The following is a 19,882-nucleotide window of genomic DNA, read 5'->3' as shown; positions in this document are numbered from 1 at the left end:
CCTGAACGTGTACTTAATTGCTCAAAGCACGCTCACACATTTCGTTAGTTGATACGGCAAAGGAGAGATTCGTGGATTCGTTCTTAAAGGAAGTGGCAACTTTTAAAGAGAAGTGGCCAAACCGACAACATATTGATTTAGTTTTTACCGACATTAATGCTACTCCAAGAGGAAAAAGAATCCCAATTAGCGCGCTTACCAAACTCTCCAAAGGCGTTGCTTTACCCTTATCGACAATATCTCTAGACACGAAAGGGAATGTGGTTGAATCTGCGGGTTTAGGAGAAAAGTTAGGTGAGCCAGATCATCTTTGTTTTCCCATTCCAAATACGCTTATTCCTTCCACTAGCCCGAATACTGGTCAAGTACTCCTCACGATGACCAATGACAATACCTCAACTTCACACCCTTTATTTGCTCGAACTATTGTGGAAAACATGCTTCAAGAGTTGCACAACAAGGGGCAGTATCCTGTCATAGCGCTTGAACTTGAGTTTTATTTGGTAGATAAGAAAAGAGGGGTAAACGGTGAATTGCAAACAGCAATAAACCCGACAAAGCAAACCCGAGAAACAGAAACAGAGGTGTATCATCTTGACGGACTAGACGATTACTCTGAATTCTTGCAAGACCTAAATCAATTAGCCGATGTACAAGGTTTGAACACCTCTGGTGCACTTTCTGAGTCGGCTCCCGGGCAATTTGAAATTAACTTTAACCACTCTAGTAACGTATTAAAAGCTTGTGATGACATCATTTATGCGAAACGTTTAATCCGACAAGTTGCCCACCAACACGGCTTTGATGCAACGTTTATGGCGAAGCCATTTCATGATCAGGCAGGAAATGGACAACATGTACACCTAAGTTTGCTTGATAGCGAAGGCATCAACCTATTTTCACAGGCGGACGGCTCGGAAAGTGATCTGTTCTACCAAACGTTAGCGGCAATGCTGGCTCAAGCTAGCGCAACAATGGCATTACTCTGCCCCAATGTGAACTCTTATAGACGGTTTACCCCTGGAGCCTATGTTCCGACCGCTGCCAACTGGGGTGAGAACCACCGCGGTGTCGCTTTTCGTGTACCAATTAGCGATCCTAAAAATCGTCGTATTGAGCACCGAATAGCGGGTGCTGACGTAAACCCATATTTGTTAGTTGCAACAGTTTTGAGCGGAGTTCTATCTAGCTCTGTGTTTAGCGCTACAGATTGCCCCCCTCCATTAAACGAACCCACACAACCATTACCCATACGTATGTCTGAAGCTCTCCATGAGCTCGATAATAGTGAGTTGCCCAAGCAGTTTTCTCGCGACTTCATTGATTTGTATCTAGCCTGCAAACGCAGCGAACTTGCCGACTTCGAGCGAGTCGTTACACCACTAGAGATCGACTGGATGCTTCACTCTGCTTAAGGAGAACACTATGAACACTCTAATCTCGGTGCTAAATACACCGGATAAGTATCTCAATAGACACGCTATGCTAGTTTTGGCGGTTTTACTGACCTTCAGCTTATTCACCTATATCGGCTTTACTCATCCAAAAGGAGAAGAGTATGGCTGGCTTAGCCTGCTACCAACCGCTCTAGTTCTGATATTCGCCCTGACTACTCACCGGACCGTGGAAGCACTTTTCTGTGGAACGATCGTCGGAGCCTTGATGCTCAATCCTGACAACGCTGTTAAACAAATCGTCGATATTTCTATGGAAGTGATGGTTAACGATACCATCGCTTGGATTATTTTGGTTTGTGGCCTGATGGGCGGACTTATTGCAATTCTCGAAAAAGGGGGAAGTATTTTAAGCTTTAGTAACGTTCTTGTAACTAAAATCAAAAGCCGAAAGCAATCTTTACTCATGACCTTTATATTAGGCATTGTTATTTTCATTGATGACTACTTAAACGCTATTGCAATCTCGTCTTCAATGAAAAAAGTCACTGATAACTACAAAGTGTCTCGAGAAAAGCTGGCCTATTTAGTCGATTCTACCGCCGCCCCAATCTGCATCATTGTACCAATATCAACTTGGGCAGTATTTTTCAGCTCTCTTCTAGAGGCCAACGGTGTCGCCGCCTCCGGGCAAGGTATCAACGAATACATAAAGTCGATACCTTTTATGGCCTATGGCTGGGTAACGCTTATTGTGGTGTTTTTGGTCGCGACTGAAAAACTACCCGACCTAGGAGCAATGAAAATAGCAGAGCGTCGAGCGAGAGCTGGAAAACCAAAGCCAGACGGTGCTAAAGATATTGATTTTGGTTCGGATATTAAGGCACATTCGAACTCTACCATGGGATTAATCAACTTCTTGCTACCAATGGTTGTTCTTGTCTTGGCAAGTTGGTACTTCGATATTGATTTGCTCGCTGGGGTTTTTGTCGCGATAGCATTTACTATTTGTTTTTATGGCGTCCAAAAGTTGATCACCATGAATGAGATGTTTGATGCTATCTATGACGGAATAAAGGTAATGTTATTACCATTGGCTACTGTCATTGGTGGCTTCATGCTCAAACACGTCAACGATTCACTAGGCATAACACAATATGTAATAGAAACCGTCGGGCCACACTTATCAGCACAGTTTTTTCCAGCGGTGATCTTTTTGGTCACAGGCGCTTTGGTTTTCGCTACCGCGTCTTCTTGGGGCGTGTTTGCAGTAGCAATGCCAATCGTGTTCCCGCTCGCTGCACACCTTAATGTACCGTTACATCTGACAATAGGAGCGCTGCTTTCCGCTTCTGCTGCTGGCAGCCACTCCTGCTTCTTTAGTGATTCAACCGTTATCTCAGCACAAGGATCAGGTTGTACTGCCATGCAACATGCCATCACTCAGTTTCCATACGTAATCGTTGCACTTGTGGTTACCACTCTGTTTTTTCTAGTTGCAGCATAATCAAAGTCTCTCATTCGCAAAGAGCGTTCAATTATATGAGCGCTCTACCCTCGACACTCTGTATGTGCAACCGTTTTCTTCTCAATCCAAATAAACATGACAATTGCGAACAAGGTATTGATAAGTAGTAGAAATAAAAACGGCACAACACTATGCACGTTTAACATTCCCGCTAAGTAACTCAGTAGACCACTCATAAACCAAGACACAGAAAAGACGATTGAATTTGCAGTGGCTGCGATATGACCGTAAGGTGAGATCAACTCGCCCAAATAGATTGGAAACAGTATTGCGGCAGAAAAAATTACGACAACAAGTGGTGCTACCAATACAAATAGATTTAAAGTGCCACCGTAAGTCAAATAAGCAATGACGCCAATAACCGACAATAACGAAACCAAAAAACAACCGATCGTTTTTGTTACTCTAGATACATGAAATAATGCACGACTTAGTAAGTTACCAAGAAACCAACTCGCTCCAAGCAGCAAAGCAATTCTGCCGTAGTCTAGCGCAGACAGATGCATGACATCTTGGATAAGGAAAGGACCGATAGTATTGAATGCTGGCAATGAACTACTGAACGTTCCAGCCATCAACATCATTAGTACAAAACGCTTATGGGTAAACAATTCGATGTAATTGTTCTTTACATTACTCACGAGCAAAGTCGCATTGTCAGATTTAGTTTCGGGTACAACAAAGTAAATAAGTAAGCCCGCAATCAACACATAGACAAATAAAAACCAAAATACAGAGTGCCAACCAAGATAAACTGTTAATAAGCTACCTAAAAAAGGCGATAAAATCATGCCCATCGCAAAAGTCGTCGTCACCCAATTCATAGCTTTCTTAAATTGGTCGCCACTATATATATCTTTTATAATTGCTCGAGCAGGTATACATATTAAAGCGATTGATAGACCCTGAATTGCTCTTAGAAAAATAAATAGGTGTATATTACTTGCATAAACTAAGGCCAAAAAAAGAATAAGCTGAATGACTATTCCTGTTAGTATTATTTTTCGCCTGCCATAAATATCTGATAATGGACCAGATATTAGCTGCCCCAAACCAAAACCAAGGATGGCAACGGTAAATGTCCATTGGGTAAGGTTAGTTGTAGTGTGTAGAAATACTTTAATGTCCGGCAAAGCAGGGACATACATATCTATTATCATTCCCCCAAGAGGATTAACTATATATACAATTAACGCTATGAATATTTTTTTACTATCTGTCATCTTAGTTCGCCAAATAACGTCATATAGAGACGAAGATAATATCAAACTTGCTTAATTTGGGTAGCTAATAATATTAACTTAAGATCTTTACTGAAAAAGTTACATCAAAGAAAACTGAATCGAAGATTTAGGTAACTACCCTGAACAAATAATTATTCGACAATATGGAAAATAGACTTTTGACACCCGCTGTGGCTTTGCAGCAAAATCTCAGTTCTGACAGAACAATCACTAGTTGTCGCCTCTTCTCAAGACCACGTTGACGTGAGAAATAAAACTAAAATATCTATTGCTAAATATGAAATCAGTTTGTTATCGTTAGCAAAATACACTAGCTTATAAATATACTTTTTATCACTTTTAAATAGTCTTATAGACTCACTAGGATTTTTGACATGAAGTCAGACTCTCTCACTGAATTTGAAAGGTTAAAGCAGGACTTGGTGAATTTGGTAGATACCTTTAACAAGATTACTACCAATCAAGAAGATGTAGAATCCCAAGTAGAAGTGATTTGCGAAGACATTTTAGTACTTGAAGGAAATATCAGAAAGTACTTCATCAAATATTCAAACGCCAACAAAGGTAAGAAAAGTTAGAGTGTTAGTCTTATTATCACATCTAACATTTCATCGAAACAAGGCCCTAGTGCATCTTCATTGACCGCATGACAGTATACTCCCTGCAATTGATTCGCATCGAAATCAGCAGCCAAACCCGCATCGTCCAACATCGCAGGGTCATTCGCCATCCGTAGCAGTAAATCCTCACCTTGTTCATTATCAGGGCCAGATGCAGACGTTAACGAGGATCCTAATCCAAGAGTAAATACATAGATCCCCTCAGTTCTAGCGGCTTCCGCCATATCTTCAACCAAGTTGCGGGCAACGCGGTTCACTCTGGTGTATAAATCATTGGCTGAATGAGTAAAGCGATTATACTGGCTAACCGGTCTTGTTGGATGAAATGGATTTAAGACATTAAATTCGGTGGCGCCAGTATCATGCGCAGTATAATAATCTGGTAATGCTTCCAAGTTATCGTCAATATTACTACCGTGATAACCACTACCTGATAACCGTGTAGCTATGCTGTCGTGTTCCCATAAACCTCTTGGAGTCCCGCTTGAGCCATCACTTGAACGAATCGCACCAGCATAAGTATTGCTGTCGGTAAACTCGAAGTTCGAAGCAAACGTGTTTGGAGCGCCATCGGTAAAAAAGATAATGACCTGTAAATTAGCTGGATTAGTGACATTTCTTAATTGTTCCAACGCCAAATACAAGCCTTCGGAAGCATTGGTGTACTGGGGATTTGAAAGATCACCAAACTCAAACGCATCTATCTCCGTCGTAATTTGGTTTCGGTCATGACCTCTCGCAACCGTAAACCCCACAGGTACTTCAGCACCAAATGCGTATTTAACCAGTGAAATTCTATCGAAACCTTGGTGAAATTTGCCAATAAAGTCTTTTGAACGCTCTACCACATCGTCCGTAACATCCCCTATAGCCCCCAACCTTAAAGAAGTCGTGTTATCGACAACCAGAACTAAATCGACTGGCCTTCGAACAACTTGAGCCTGAGCAGCCAAATTAAATGAGCTGTAGCCAACGAAGCTTAAAAACGTGTTAGACATATTTGAAGAAGCGGAAATATCGATAGAAATATTGCCATCCGCATCATTAGTAAAACCAATTGTTTCTATTTGAGCACTACTTTTATGGAAACCACTGGGCATGTTTGCATTAAAATATTTTGTCGCTGCTGCGGCTGCGGCAGATTCACTATCCGCGACCGCTCTGGCGGCAGCAATACTAGCTGCATCAACTGCAGCGAACAATTTAGCTTGAACCAAATATGCTCGTCCCGTATCTATAGCCATCCCAGTGACTAATACAAGAAATGGCATAGCAACTACCGATGCTATCGCGACTAAGCCTTTGTTTTTGAGGGTTCTGAAGGTTTTCAATTTCTTAGTCATTTTAGAATCCCTCACAAGTAAGTAGTATCGCGAATAACAAAGTTGCTTTCATACACCCAATTAGAAAACGGAATATAGTCATAAAAAACTTCAACGACGTATGCCGTCTCACCATCTGCTAAGTCGATTGGGAAATCAGAAAGTATTGGCTTGCTTGCTACTTCGTCAGGCAGTTCACACTCACCTTCATCGTCCCAGCTAGAACACCCGCCCCACACACCGCTCGTTGAATTTAGGCCGAAATCTAACCATCGATGTTGAGCATTCAAGTAAGGATCAGCATCTGCCTGCCCAATGACTTGACTAATATAAATGATTCCATTTGAGTCGAGATCTAGCGGACTTGACGTCGTTGCAATGATGGTCATGACTTCCTGCGGTGTCTCAGAGCTGCTGCGAGCGACTAGGTTTGCCCCTTCACGACTTATGCTGGTTATGATGCTGTTTGCCTGAATCATTTCAGTCAGCTCCCACACGCCAACTAAATAAAGAAATATGACTGGTGTAACGAATGTCATCTCAACGGCAGCCATACCTTTTTGGCTTTTCTTTAAGGTTTTGTATTTGTAATTATTCATAACGTCACCTTAAAATGCCTCATTTTTCATGGCTGCACTGACGGTAAACTGATAGTGTCCCCCAGTAACCATCGGGTAAATAAACGGGCTTGCTGTCGGCCAAGTACAATCGATATGAATGGCTACAATCTCCCCTGCTGCACCAAAACCCGCAACCGCGTTGCCATGAATATCCTCCACCCGAATATCATCTTGATCACTAACTTTAGCTAAATATCCATTTGAAGAGTTAGAGATCTTTTCTAGTATCGCCGCAGATCGGTCATTGGTTCCGTCTGGGTCGAGGTCAGAACGTCCGGTTATTGCGTATCTTGCGCCTTCTCGAACCGCGTGTTGCATCGTAAGTTTTACATAACCGAAATAGGCAAGGTCGATGGCTGTCATAAGAGTTAGAAAAAAGACATTGGCGACAATAGCGAATTCTACAATCGTTGCCCCGTAAACCTTTTTACGGCAGATAGAGCGAGAAATATTTAGATGTTGAGTAGCGTGCAAGCTCCCTCTTTTCAGGTAAATACCATTCACAGGCGAATGAGAGATTTCACCCTTTAAGTAGCTTGTTCTATTCGGCGATTTGAGCCTTTTTATTCTGTCCATGGGGCTATCCACCTAATCATCAATTTCCCATACGCGGTTGATTGATAAAGAGATAAAGTCTCGCAATTTCTAAAAATCATTAAATGTCAATAACAAAACCAAATAATAACAATTTATTTACATTTAATTTACAATCTAGATATAGCCGCTTGAGTGATGGTTATCAAAGTTTTTTATGATATAAGCTAATTTCCAATTGATATAAAGAGAGGTTGGTCATGGCACAAATCTCTCCCTACCCATAGTTGCTTATTGCTTTACGAAGTGAGCTGTGGGGATAACCTTAAGATTAAATTAGAGTTATTGTACAATTGCTACGCGGAATTTGAGTATATACTGCCACACTACTTATTCATTCGATTCAAGGTATTTCCTATTACATATTAACTTGAGCAGACAAGTATTTTATCCAACTGCGAGCTTTCTCACTACCTTTCAATTTTTCCGAACGTTTCGCTTCTACTAACGCCAGTTTTAACTCATCCAGTCGGTAATAGGCTTGAGCCTTAACTAACGCCACTTTCGCTTGCTGATGGGAATCAGTTACCTTATCAAGCTCCGATATTGCTTCTTTGTCTTTACCTTGTTGAATCAGTATCTGGATAGCATTCCAACGATATTTATCGTCTTTGCGTGCAGCTAAAAGCCAAGCTTTTTCCGCTCTATTCCAATCTTTAGCAAGCTGCCAGTAGGTCGCTTGTTGGGTAAGAAGGTTTATATTTGAATCAAGCTCTTTAAGCTGCTGTAAGGTTTGGGCGGCTCGCAAAGGAATACCCACTTGCACATACAGTTGAGCTAGCAACTGTATGTCTTTCTGACTCAATGGTAGTCCTTTCAACTGAGCCAACGCCAATGTGCTCAATGCAGCTTTAGCGTTATTCTGTCTAAGCTGAATAGCCACTAGTTGGCGCCACCAATTAAGACTCGCTGGCTCTAAAGAAATCAGCCCTTTAGCACTCGTTTCAGCTCCACCCCACTGCTTGAGCTGCACCTGCGCGCCAAGTTTGAGTGACAACGGTGAAACGGCTGGCTGGGAACCATAGTCATCATAACGCTTCATAGCAATTAACACCTCGCTCCAACGGCTTAGCTGATAATTCGCTTGCGCGATTCTCAGCCATAACTCTTCTCCGCTCTCTTGCTTTGGAATGCTATTCGTTAGTGCATAGTAATACTGTAGAGACTTGCTATATTCGTGTTGCATCAAAAGAAGATCAGCCAACATTTTTTCTGTTGTCCAAGCTTCAGAATCTTGTAAGGCTTTGCTATTTACTGCATAAGTCAGTTGCTCGATTGCTAACTTAGTCTGGTTATTTTGCCAATAAAAGACACCCAACATTCTTGCAACATACGCTTTATCATACTTACGAGTTAACGCTAGTTTACTCAGCAGCTTAATCGCTTCAGGATATTTTTTTTCACCTGCCAAATGGTTCGCTTGCTGAACGTTATTGATTGTATATTGGCTTAGGGTTTCAGCGTAAACATTCGCGCATAGGCCCAAGGTTAACGTAAGAAGAAAGAAAACTAGCGGTTTTTTCATTTTGATATTTTGTACTCAAATTTTTGAGTGAGTCCCACTCGTTCGACAGGGTGTCCATCTACCAGCTTTGGTTGAAATTTCCACTTGCTAAGGGCTTGAATAGATCTTCTATCAAAGATTCGTTTTGGGTTCGCTTCTATTATTTTAATATCAGCTGTTCTTCCCTCTTTATCAATGCTATAGCTCAACACTACATAACCCTCCATCTTTCTTTTTCGAGCTTCCGTAGGATAAACCGGCTCTATTCGATAAATAGGCATTGCTTGTTGGTTACCGCCAATTCCTCCTAAAGCCGGTGCATTGATGCTAATTCCGTCAATTGAGCTCGTAATACCAGCAACTGCGAACGAAGGGGATGACAACGCTGGCTGAGATAAATGTTGATTGGGTGCACCGACTGACATTGATGTTTCTTTTGGTGGCGCAGGCGCAGCTTTTGGCGGTTTGGGCAAAGTTCTCTGCCGTCTTTGTACATGCTCTTCCTGCTGAGTCATAAATAGATTGAACTGCAGACTATCACTTTTCTTGGGGGCTCGATGGCCCCCATCATTGACCATCCATGCCATAAAACTAAACAAGCCAATAGCGACAACAATGGCTAGCGGAAATGCTATGATCCACCTAGACATTTAGGGTTTCTCCGCGGCCAAAGCAATGTTCTTTATTCCCGCTCCTTTCGCCGCATCCATCACTTCAACAACGGTGCCATTGTAGGCATGCTTATCTGCCTGTATTACCAAGGATGCATTGGGTTTATCGATAATTAGGTTTTCTATGGTTGCCTGAACTCTTTCTGGATCAATGATTCGCTTATCAATATAGATATCGTTAGAAGACGTTATCGCGACGAAAATACTGGAGCTTTTTTGATTGACGGCGTGAGACGCTTTGGGAGCGTTAACTTCCACCCCAGATTCTCGGACAAATGAGCTCGTAACGATAAAGAAAATCAACATGATAAAGACGATGTCTAGCATAGACGTTAGATCGATTTGCGCTTCATCGGTTTTATGATGACGTCGACCAAGTCTCATTGACGACTCCTTAAAGATTTTTCTAATTTAAGCTCTAACATACGACATTTTTTAGACAGACGAGCGTGCACGAACATGCCAGCAAGTGCTGCGACCATTCCCGCTAAGGTTGGTAGCGTTGCCAACGAAATTCCAGACGCCATTAATTTAGGATCGCTACTTCCTTGAGTAGCCATTACGTCAAAGACAGAGATCATTCCTGTTACTGTTCCAAGTAAACCTAACATTGGGCAAAGAGAAACAAGTACTTTTATGATGCTTAGGTTTTGCTGCAACTGAATATGTGCTTTACCTAGCCAACCATCACGAATAGACGTTGCGTACCAAGAACTATGATCTTCTCTGGCCAACCAAGCATTAATCCATACCTGCCTTTCCTTGGGAAAATTCAACAAAATATACAAATAGCGTTCAAGAATGAGTAGCCAGCAAACGAACACAACACCAGCTAGCCACCACAATACTTGACCACCTTGCTGCATAAAGTGATGCAAAGATTCTAGCCAAGGGTTTGATAGCAAATCGGAGCTAGCTAACCATTGAAAGAAGGTGGAAAAATTCATTATGCGACATTCCCAACGGAGTTTTCAGAGTTCTCTACATTCTCCAGATTGTCACCGTTTTTATCTAACTCTGCTTGCTCAGCAACAATACCAATACCTTGCTTTTCTAGTATCGTGCGGACTTTTTCAGCTTGTGAACTCAGCACGTTGTGCGCCAACAGAAGCGGAATAGCAGACACCAAACCGAGTACAGTCGTTACGAGAGCCATCGAGATACCACCAGCCATTACCTTCGGATCACCATTACCAAACTGAGTAATCACTTGGAATGTTTCTATCATACCTGCCACTGTTCCTAGTAAACCCAACATTGGAGCGATCGCTGCCAATAACTTTAACATCGACAAACCCTTCTCCAAATGGGCTTGCTCATCAACAATAGCTTCTAGCAGCCTGAGTTCTAACGCTTCAACGGAACGATTCGGTTCTTGATAGTAAACATTCAACACTCGACCAAGCGGATTGTCTGCAGGAGTTTTTAGGTTTTTTAGCTGGCTACGAATTTGTTTTTGCACTTTGAAAAGATACACACCTCGAACACCCGCAATAATTAACCCAATAGCGAGCAATACAAGAATGATTTCTCCGACGACCCCACCTTGTTGTAGCCTCTGCATTAAACTCGGCACATCGCCCAACTGATTTAAGATTTCACCTTTCGAAGGATCGATGACAACGTTCTCTATTTTGCCATTTGATAGTGCTGCGAGAGACGAAAGTGTTGGGCCGTTTTCGGGTTGTTTTGTGTAGTCCCTCGCTTCTTGCGAAGCTTCATTCCAGCTTACATATCCTTTATCAGTCACTAGGCCAAACGCACCGAGCCGAATGGCTGGAACCGTTTTCACCTCACCGCTACCCTCAATGTAAGGTACTTGAACATTTGCCAGCTGGCCACTCGCAACAATTTGCTCTTCGAAACTTTTCCACAATCCGGTTAGCTGATCGATTGAAGGCAAGGTTTTAGCCGCAACAATTTGACTGACCACTGTAGAATATTTATTTGCATCAATACTCGTCACGGAGTGTTTCAGATCAGAGTCTAACTCTTTGGCATTTTGTCTAACCACACCAAAAAGTTCACCTAAGCTGCCTGACTGCAACCTCAATGTATCTGATAATTTTGCCAGCTTTGTTTCATTAGAGCTAAACTGTTTGGTTAACTTGTCAGTTTGCTGCTGAAGCGTGTTCCTCTTTCTGAGTAGCTCAACTTTTTCCTGACGCAAAGCAAGTTCTGTTTGTTTGAATTCAACTTGACGCTTTTCGTCTAGAGCTTTTTGCTGCTGATTTTCGAGCTTAGCTTTGGATACCAGACTATCGCTTGCAAAAGATTGGAAAGAAGTAGCAACAAGGCTGAGGAGCAAAAACGTTTTCATCAGTCTCATTTCGTCTCTCCTTTTGCTACGTTGAGGGATACTGGCAACTCTAGCAGACTCGGCGTTTCTTGCTTATTCGCCACTAAATACGCCTGATTTAGCTTTTGAGAAATTGAACTATCAGCAGGCGTCCAGCTTTGTGTTGCATCACTCCACACCCAATATTGAGAGTGGTCAGGATTGCGTGCGATAAGGGAAACTCGACCTAAATGCAAAATTTGCGCTTCTATTTTTTTACCGGTAGGTAGCGTTATTTGAGATGAATACTGTTGTAGCTTATTCCCGTAGTCCAGCTCAATTTGGTACGCCTCTATGATTTGGCGATACTTTTCTGCATCGCTCACATCGGCTTGTGACATCAATGTTTGCAGCTTTTTAACGCGTGCTTCTCGTTGCTCGATTTGAATCGGTTTGCTCGAGGCAATAATTTGCTTTAAACCATCGATCATTTTGTACATCAAAGGCACTAAACCTTGGCGTGTTTGGTTAATTTCGCCAATTTGAGTATTAATACTTTTCATTTCTTGCTGTTGGCTTGCAATCATTGCAGATAAATGGTCTCTATAGATCGTCATATTATTTACTTGCTGCTTTAATTGCTCGATTTCAGCTCTCAGCTTGATGGATGCATCTGCACTAGAATCAACTTTTTGTTGGCTTTGAACAGAGTGAGTATTGGTTTGGTTTTGAATTGCTTGAGCAGAGTTAAACTCGTCGGCATAAGCGGTAGAAAACATGATGGTCATCCCGACCAACACTGCAGATTTGAAAAGTCTCATAATAGCAATCAATTACTCTAAATCTAAAAGACGTATGTTGAATGAGAACCAAGCTTAATGATAAAAGCTCTCATTATCAAGTAGAAAGTCATTGTAACTACATTAGCGATTGGAAACAGAGCAAAATCACTGAAATTTAACATAGAAAAGTATCTGCAATTTCTATGACATAAGGATTCAATAGCTCACGAAGATACAATGACTTACCCATATACTAACATAGATATTTTTCATTGAGTTTTCATAGAATTTACAATGAGTTATTTCGAATTCTATGCGCAAGATTTAAGCCTATTGAACTTTTCTCATTCCACTCTAATATCCTTTTAGAGCTGTCAGCAATGGTGTCGATAGTTCCTAATACAACACAAAGAGTGAAACATGAAAAAAGCATTAATCGTAGGTCTTGCAGTTGCTAGTTTCGGCGCCAACGCCGCAGAGTTTACTCCATACGTCAATGGTCATATTGGTGTTACCAACAATGACAGTGTTTTCTATAATGGCGGTTATTCCACCAGCACTGATGATACCGCTCTCGGTGTTTCTGTCGGTGCTCTCACCGAAACAGCTCCTCAAGTCCACGCAGGCTTTGAAGGCTCTATCAACTATTTAGGTAGTTCGAATATTCGAAATAGCAACAACACAGTGTACGCGACCGTTGATAACTATGGTTATGATGCAGCTGGCGTGGTGAAATTCGATCTAAATCCAGCGTTTTACTTATTAGGAAAAGCAGGCCTATCGTATCAAGTGATGCAAGACGCCAACTTTGGCGGAAGCAACACTGATCTCGTACCGTTGCTTGCCGCTGGCTTTGGTGTCAATCTAGCCCCACAAACCTCGCTTAACCTAACCGCCACAAAATACTTTGGTGACAATGGAACAGGAGGTACAGGCGACATCACTTCCTTGATGGCTGGCCTGCAGTATCGTTTTTAATTGAACCATAGTTCGTCTAACAGCAATTAGAAAGAAGTCAGCATCCCTGCATAGCTGTTGACTTCTTTTGCTCTTTCCATATCGATTTCATTGAAATGACATTTTTGTCCGATAGTATCCGCAGTTTAATACGCACAACGTTGATTTCGCATCATATAGACAAGTGTGCTGTAATATAAATCTAGGAAGTTTATATACTTAAGGTAAATCTATGTCACCATTAATTGTTGGCCACAGAGGTGCTGCGGGCACGCACCCAGAAAATACGAAGGCCAGTATTCAAGCAGCAGCAAGTATGGGAATTACTTGGGTCGAAATTGATGTACAACCAACAAAAGATCACGTGTTGGTTGTCAATCATGACCATACCATTGATCGTTGCAGTAACGGGCATGGTAGAGTGGATAGCCACACCTTAGAAGAGCTACGTCAACTCGACTTTGGTGGTTGGTTTGACGCAGAATTTACCAACGAACGAATCCTTACTCTCGACGAAATGTTGCAGCTAGTTGAAGAGAAAAACCTAGCCATAAACATTGAGATTAAGATTGATACTCAAAATACCAAAATGGTTGTCGACAAAGTGGTAGAAGCGCTCAACAAGAGCACATTAAATAAAGAGAATATCCTCTTGTCCAGTTTTAACCATGAAGTGATGCGTTTATTACACACCCATTGTCCAGGATATAAATTGGGCGTTATCGGGAAAAGACTTTCCGCATGTGTCTGGTCATTACTTGAAGAGGTTAACGCATTTAGCTGCCATCTCTATTATCGTTGGACAAGCGCAACACATATACAAAAGCTACAAGAAGCCGGCTATCAGGTTTGGTGCTTTACAGTTAACACGCCTAAGCAATTCAAGCATCTAAATAAAGTCGATGCTATTTTCAGTAACTTTCCTACTCGGTTTATCAACTGATAGCAACCAAGGGGAGCGTGGCCAGCTCCTCTTAATTCAAAAACGATTTTAGGAATATCTAATACAGCAATAAGTGCAAAGTTGCCCAATTTATTAGTACTTAATGCTATTGAATTCTATATAGATTTAAGCTCTACTTAACTAAGAATTGACTGTAGTCAATTAAACATCAATTATCTTTTCAACACGATGTACATCCGACAGCATCTTGTTAGTATTTTTTCCACTGCTTACAACCGTGGAAAGAATCATGAAAGTTGATTTTCAGCAAGTCTATCTAGATATATTGTCAAACCTGTCTTCCAACTTCTCTTGTGAAAAACAATACCAAAACCTTGTAGACGGTATCAGTAAAGTTTTTCCATGTGATGCAAGCGCTATTTTTATCTTTGATAAAAATGGTTTTTTAACCCCAGTTGCTGTCAAAGGGCTACCACACACAGTTTTAGGAAGACGTTTTTACCCTAAAGCGCACCCTCGCCTTGCTGCAATCATTGAAAGCGATAAACCCGTTCGGTTCGATGCTGATTGCGACTTACCCGATCCTTTTGATGGTGTTCTTGTCAGCGAGGAGAATTCGTTAGCTGTACACGACTGTATGGGAAGTAGCCTTTACGTTGAAGGTCAGCTGGTCGGAATCATCACGTTGGATTCCCTCACCGTGGGTGCCTTTGATGCTATAGAACCTTTTGCAATTCAAACCTTTACAGCATTAGCAGCAGCTTCACTACGCAATATCGGTCAAATAAAATCTCTGAAAGAGTTGAATAAAAGACAAAAAACGGTCAATCAAGCGTTAATTCAACAAGCTCGGTCATCTAAGGGAGAAATGATTGGCCTTAGCCCGCAGGTGACTCAACTAAGAACCAATATTTCTACGGTAGCTAAATCTGACTATGCGGTACTGATTACTGGTGAAACCGGTACAGGTAAAGAGCTGGTGGCTCACAACATTCACGCACAGTCGAATAGAAGTGACAAGCCAATGATTTATGTCAACTGCGCAGCCTTGCCAGAAACATTGGCGGAAAGTGAATTATTTGGTCATGTAAAAGGTGCTTTTACTGGAGCAAATAGCCATCGTACCGGGAAATTTGAATTGGCAGATGGCGGTACTTTGTTCTTGGATGAGCTCGGTGAGCTACCTTTATCATTACAAGCGAAACTACTTCGTGTGATACAGCAGGGTGAAATTCAACGAGTCGGCAGCGATAAACATCATATTGTAGACGTCAGGCTTATTGCAGCGACCAATAGAGACTTAGAAAAAGAAGTCGAACAAGGCGGTTTTCGAGCTGATTTATATCATCGCTTAAACGTTTTCCCTATTGCTGTACCACCACTAAGAAACCGGGAAGGTGACATTCCAGTATTGGCTGGGTACTTACTAGAAAAAGTTCGCCATCAATTCAACGTACCGAACCTGCACATCAACCCAAAAGCACTGTCAGCACTAGAACAATTCCCATGGCTGGGCAATATACGCGAACTAGAACATACATTAACCCGCGCCGCGCTTAGAGCGATTCAAGATGATAGCCATACTATTCAACGTGCGCATTTTGATTCACTAAAAACCAGCAATGATGTTAAAAAAACATCGAAACTTTTCCCTAAACAAAGCCAAAGTATGCGAGTTCTTGTTGAAGAATATCAAAAGAGCTTAATCAATCATGCGCTTGATAAGTCAGGGGGGATCTGGTCAAAAGCCGCTCAATTCTTACAAGTGGATAGAGGTAATTTGTATCGAATGGGTAAAAAGCTCGGTGTCAAAAGTAACAAAGAAAAACTTTGAAGACATGAAAGTGTTGTGTTTATAACAACAATCATGATGTTTAAACAACATCTAGTGCTAATTCAAGACAAACAAAAACCATTAAATATCAACAAGTTAAACTTTGGCACACTACCTGCAAGTTAGCCTTAACTATCTAATTCAAATAGAAAAACACTAACACTGGAGAATCTCTTATGTTCTGTATTCAATGTGAACAGACTATTCAAACAGCATTCGGCAAAGGTTGTTCTTACACGCAAGGTATGTGCGGAAAGACGGCTGAAGTGTCGGATCTACAAGATGTACTTGTTTACTGTCTTCAGGGTGTCTCATACTGGGCGAATTTAGCGAACGATATAGATATCATTGATGATGAAGTAAACCAATGGGCTCCAAAAGCATTCTTTTCTACTCTAACCAACGTAAACTTTGACCCAGAAAAAATCATCGAATTTGCAAAACAAGCAAGCGTATTTAAATTGCGTCTGCGCGAAAAAGTCATCGCAGCATACAAATTATCTGACAAAGCGCTGCCAGAGCTTCCTGCTGTCGCATTATTTGAATTACCAGAGACTGCAGAAGAAATCTTAGAGCTTGCTCCTCAAGTAGCTGTTAACCGCGGAAAAGAGACTCTTTCTGAAGACGTAATTGGACTAAGACTTCTTTGTTTATACGGTCTTAAAGGCGCTGCAGCTTATATGGAACACGCGCGTGTTCTACATCAAACAAACAATGACGTTTTTGCTGAATACCACCAAATTATGGCTTGGTTAGGAACTGATCCCGTTGAGTTGACTGAGCTTCTTGATTGTTCAATGCAAATTGGCCTGATGAACTACAAAGTGATGGAGATGCTTGACCACGGTGAAACCAGCACGTTTGGTCACCCAGAACCAACTCAAGTAAACGTAAAAGCCGTTGAAGGTAAATGTATTCTCGTATCTGGCCACGACTTGCATGACTTAGAGAAAATTCTTCAACAAACAGAAGGCAAAGGTATCAATGTTTATACAAACGGGGAAATGCTTCCTGCACACGCATACCCAGAGTTGAAAAAATATCCTCATCTAGTCGGTAACTACGGTAGCGCATGGCAAAATCAACAAAGTGAGTTTGCTCGTTTCCCGGGTGCTATCGTAATGACTTCTAACTGTCTACTGAATCCAAATATTGGTCAGTATGGAGATCGTATCTTTACTCGTAGCATTGTTGGTTGGCCAGGTGTTACACATATCGAAGGTGACGACTTCAGCGAAGTAATTGAGTGTGCATTAAACCAAAAAGGTTTCCCGTTCTCAGAGATCGAGCACAACATTACTGTAGGTTTTGGCCGCAATGCTTTAATGGCTGCTGCTCCAGCTGTTATTGAGCAAGTAAAAGAAGGCAACATTAAGCACTTCTTCCTAGTTGGTGGCTGTGACGGTGACAAAGAAGAACGTAATTACTACACTGACTTCGCGACAGAAGCACCAGATGATACTGTGATCCTTACTCTCGCATGTGGTAAATACCGCTTCAACAAAAAAGAATTCGGCGACATCAACGGCATCCCTCGCCTACTAGATATCGGTCAATGTAACGACGCTTACTCAGCTATTCAGTTAGCTCTTGCTCTTGCAAAAGAGTTCGACTGCGATATCAATGAGCTACCGCTAACACTTGTTCTATCTTGGTTCGAGCAAAAAGCAATCGTCATTCTTCTTACCCTGTTTGCTCTAGGTGTAAAAGGTATTTACACAGGCCCAACTGCGCCTGCTTTCTTAACTGATAATCTATTGGCTATCATTCAAGAAAAATTTGATATGCGTCCAATCTCTACTGTCGACGCTGACATGAAAGCTATTTTAGCCGCTTAATCTAGCGTTATGGCTCTCCACTATACGTGGAGAGCTTGTTTTCTAAGAGTATTGGCCTTATGCAAGAATCTTCTATTTTCTCTAATAACAATAGTTTTAAATGCGTCGACAAATGGCATGAAACACCCGATGCCGTAAGCGTCAAAATTGCCTGTAGTGACAAAACTGATGCTGGTTTTGACTTTAAACCGGGTCAGTTTATATCACTTGGTATTGAGATAAATGGTAAAACTGAATATCGCTCTTATTCGCTAAGCTCAACACCGAATGACGACTATCTTCAGCTAACGATAAAAAAAGTACCTAACGGTCTTATGTCGAACTATGTTGTCGACCAACTCAATATTGGTGACTCTGTATCAGTGTTAAAGCCCGCTGGAGAGTTTAACTGTATCGACCATCCACCAGTGACATTCTTTGGTCGGAAAAAAGCGCTAATGCTAAGTGCAGGGTGTGGCATCACTCCAGTCTACTCCATGGCAAAACACTTACTCAAAACCAGTGACGTTGACATCACTTTTTTGCACACTGCGCAAGATTTGACGAACACTATTTACTTTGATGAGCTTGAGACATTAAACAGTCACTATGAGAATTTCCATTTACAGCTGTTGTTACAAGATGCAGGAAATAGTGATTATCATGAAGGCTGGCTAGATCAAAATTGGCTTGAAATGCTTGTCCCAGATATTCGTGAGCGCAGCATATATCTTTGTGGCCCGAGCCAATTCATGCTCGACGTTAAGTCATATTTGCAAAATATGGCCGTTGACATGAGTCTATTTCACCAAGAAAGCTTTACTCCAGCAACGAACTCGTCACAAAACATTCCAGAAGTAAAAGAACGTAAAGTAACTGTTTCCATACCTAAATTTGGTGCTAACCTTTCAGCCGATGAAAACAGTCTTTTGGGGGATTCTCTCGAGCAAGCTGGGCTACCCGTGATTTTAGCCTGTCGCAGCGGTATATGTGGTTCATGCAAATGCAAAGTGATCAAAGGGAAAGTGACGAGTACTAGCCAAGCTCCACTAACTGCATCAGAAATTGAAGCTGGCTACGTGTTAGCTTGTTCTTCAACCCTCGACAGCGACGTAGAAGTCGAGCTCGGTTAATCAACAATTTTAAGAATTAGCATCCGGCGCCCTTTCGGGGGCAGCCTCTTCAAAAGCCGGATGCTTCCTTAATTTAGTAACAATCTGCGAAATTCTAGGAAACCTGTCCATATCTAGGTCAAATCTCTCGGCATTGTATACCTGTGGGACCAAGCAAACGTCCGCAAGTGAAATTGAGTCGCCAACACAATATTTTCCTGCCACTTTCGATACTTTCTTCTCAAATGCTTGAAAGCCGACATCTATCCAATGTCGATACCAATTCCCTTTTTCAGCGTCTGCAACATCAAGCTTTCCCGTTAAATACTGAAGTACACGTAGATTGTTTATCGGGTGGATATCCACCGCGATATCTTGAGCTAACGCTTTAACTAAATATTTTTGTTGCATATCATCCGGTATCAGCTCATGTCCTGAGTATCTATCTTCCAAGTAATCAATGATCACTAAAGATTGATTTAAAGTGATATCTCCATCAACTAAAACTGGCACTAACTCACTAGCATTTAATGCACCAAACTCCATAGAATGCTGCTCCCCACCATTTTTAACCAAATGAACGGGAACAGTGTCATAATCGAGATCTTTTAGGTTTAGCGCTATCCGAACTCGATATGCCGCCGATGAACGCCAGTAGCTGTAGAGTTTGATGTTTGCCATTTTTATTCCTTATTAGTTGT

General features: G+C 41.7%; 19 protein-coding genes. 8 read left to right on the top strand and 11 right to left on the bottom strand.

Going from position 1 to position 19,882, the window contains the following annotated elements; genetic code table 11:
• Positions 1-71 precede the first annotated feature (71 nt).
• Both ACM2FC_RS04865 and ACM2FC_RS04860 read left to right on the top strand, forming a co-directional pair.
• Positions 72-1,415: a glutamine synthetase family protein gene (locus ACM2FC_RS04865; RefSeq protein ID WP_498479736.1), complete on the top strand. Its 1,344-nt coding sequence runs from the start codon at positions 72-74 to the stop codon at positions 1,413-1,415.
• Positions 1,416-1,425: 10 nt separating this feature from the next.
• On the top strand, positions 1,426-2,901 hold the full coding sequence (locus ACM2FC_RS04860; RefSeq protein WP_498479735.1) for a Na+/H+ antiporter NhaC family protein: 1,476 nt from the start codon (positions 1,426-1,428) through the stop codon (positions 2,899-2,901).
• 44 nt (positions 2,902-2,945) lie between these two features.
• Here the strand turns inward: ACM2FC_RS04860 and ACM2FC_RS04855 are convergent, their stop codons facing one another.
• Positions 2,946-4,145, bottom strand: coding sequence for a Bcr/CflA family efflux MFS transporter (locus tag ACM2FC_RS04855; RefSeq protein ID WP_498479734.1), 1,200 nt, complete (start codon positions 4,143-4,145; stop codon positions 2,946-2,948).
• 395 nt (positions 4,146-4,540) lie between these two features.
• Between ACM2FC_RS04855 and ACM2FC_RS04850 the strand changes: the two genes are divergently transcribed.
• Positions 4,541-4,744, top strand: a complete 204-nt coding sequence (locus ACM2FC_RS04850) for a hypothetical protein (protein ID WP_498479733.1) — start codon at positions 4,541-4,543, stop codon at positions 4,742-4,744.
• Here ACM2FC_RS04850 and ACM2FC_RS04845 read toward each other — a convergent pair.
• The 9 genes from ACM2FC_RS04845 to ACM2FC_RS04805 form a co-directional block, all read right to left on the bottom strand.
• The gene (locus ACM2FC_RS04845) at positions 4,741-6,129 is read right to left on the bottom strand and encodes a vWA domain-containing protein (RefSeq protein ID WP_498479732.1); all 1,389 of its coding nucleotides are present in this window, start codon (positions 6,127-6,129) and stop codon (positions 4,741-4,743) included. The genes ACM2FC_RS04850 and ACM2FC_RS04845 overlap by 4 nt on opposite strands.
• Positions 6,130-6,140: 11 nt before the next feature.
• Complete coding sequence (locus tag ACM2FC_RS04840) at positions 6,141-6,707, bottom strand: TadE/TadG family type IV pilus assembly protein (RefSeq protein WP_498479731.1); 567 nt, start codon at positions 6,705-6,707, stop codon at positions 6,141-6,143.
• Between the two features lie 9 nt (positions 6,708-6,716).
• A complete protein-coding gene (locus tag ACM2FC_RS04835) occupies positions 6,717-7,304 on the bottom strand; it encodes a TadE family protein (protein WP_498479730.1) in 588 nt (195 codons plus the stop codon).
• Between the two features lie 376 nt (positions 7,305-7,680).
• Positions 7,681-8,847: a tetratricopeptide repeat protein gene (locus ACM2FC_RS04830; protein ID WP_498479729.1), complete on the bottom strand. Its 1,167-nt coding sequence runs from the start codon at positions 8,845-8,847 to the stop codon at positions 7,681-7,683.
• Positions 8,844-9,476: an energy transducer TonB gene (locus ACM2FC_RS04825; RefSeq protein ID WP_498479728.1), complete on the bottom strand. Its 633-nt coding sequence runs from the start codon at positions 9,474-9,476 to the stop codon at positions 8,844-8,846. Before ACM2FC_RS04825 ends, ACM2FC_RS04830 begins: the two co-directional genes overlap by 4 nt.
• Entirely contained in the window at positions 9,477-9,881 is a 405-nt protein-coding gene (locus ACM2FC_RS04820; protein WP_498479727.1) for an ExbD/TolR family protein, read from the bottom strand.
• Complete coding sequence (locus ACM2FC_RS04815; RefSeq protein ID WP_498479726.1) at positions 9,878-10,444, bottom strand: MotA/TolQ/ExbB proton channel family protein; 567 nt, start codon at positions 10,442-10,444, stop codon at positions 9,878-9,880. The genes ACM2FC_RS04820 and ACM2FC_RS04815 overlap by 4 nt, the downstream gene beginning before the upstream one ends.
• Complete coding sequence (locus ACM2FC_RS04810; protein ID WP_498479725.1) at positions 10,444-11,826, bottom strand: MotA/TolQ/ExbB proton channel family protein; 1,383 nt, start codon at positions 11,824-11,826, stop codon at positions 10,444-10,446. Before ACM2FC_RS04810 ends, ACM2FC_RS04815 begins: the two co-directional genes overlap by 1 nt.
• Positions 11,823-12,596: a DUF3450 domain-containing protein gene (locus ACM2FC_RS04805; protein ID WP_498479723.1), complete on the bottom strand. Its 774-nt coding sequence runs from the start codon at positions 12,594-12,596 to the stop codon at positions 11,823-11,825. The genes ACM2FC_RS04810 and ACM2FC_RS04805 overlap by 4 nt, the downstream gene beginning before the upstream one ends.
• Positions 12,597-12,977: 381 nt before the next feature.
• Here ACM2FC_RS04805 and ACM2FC_RS04800 point away from each other — a divergent pair, with 381 nt between their 5' ends.
• The 5 genes from ACM2FC_RS04800 to ACM2FC_RS04780 all read left to right on the top strand — a co-directional run bounded on the left by ACM2FC_RS04800 (position 12,978) and on the right by ACM2FC_RS04780 (position 19,202).
• Complete coding sequence (locus tag ACM2FC_RS04800) at positions 12,978-13,535, top strand: outer membrane protein (protein ID WP_498479722.1); 558 nt, start codon at positions 12,978-12,980, stop codon at positions 13,533-13,535.
• Between the two features lie 211 nt (positions 13,536-13,746).
• Positions 13,747-14,457 (top strand): glycerophosphodiester phosphodiesterase family protein, encoded by a 711-nt coding sequence (locus ACM2FC_RS04795; protein WP_498479721.1) that lies wholly within the window; start codon positions 13,747-13,749, stop codon positions 14,455-14,457.
• A gap of 250 nt (positions 14,458-14,707) precedes the next feature.
• Complete coding sequence (norR, locus tag ACM2FC_RS04790) at positions 14,708-16,252, top strand: nitric oxide reductase transcriptional regulator NorR (RefSeq protein WP_498479719.1); 1,545 nt, start codon at positions 14,708-14,710, stop codon at positions 16,250-16,252.
• 176 nt (positions 16,253-16,428) lie between these two features.
• Positions 16,429-18,090: a hydroxylamine reductase gene (gene hcp, locus ACM2FC_RS04785; protein ID WP_498479718.1), complete on the top strand. Its 1,662-nt coding sequence runs from the start codon at positions 16,429-16,431 to the stop codon at positions 18,088-18,090.
• Between the two features lie 59 nt (positions 18,091-18,149).
• On the top strand, positions 18,150-19,202 hold the full coding sequence (locus ACM2FC_RS04780) for an FAD-binding oxidoreductase (protein ID WP_498479717.1): 1,053 nt from the start codon (positions 18,150-18,152) through the stop codon (positions 19,200-19,202).
• A gap of 9 nt (positions 19,203-19,211) precedes the next feature.
• On the opposite strand, the gene maiA is transcribed toward ACM2FC_RS04780, so the two are convergent.
• Positions 19,212-19,862, bottom strand: a complete 651-nt coding sequence (gene maiA, locus ACM2FC_RS04775) for a maleylacetoacetate isomerase (RefSeq protein WP_498479716.1) — start codon at positions 19,860-19,862, stop codon at positions 19,212-19,214.
• Between the last annotated feature and the right edge of the window lie 20 nt (positions 19,863-19,882).

Source organism: Vibrio sp. A37 (assembly GCF_059777565.1).
The sequence above is the reverse complement of the archived record's forward strand: the minus strand, read 5'-3'. Positions and strand labels throughout refer to the sequence as shown.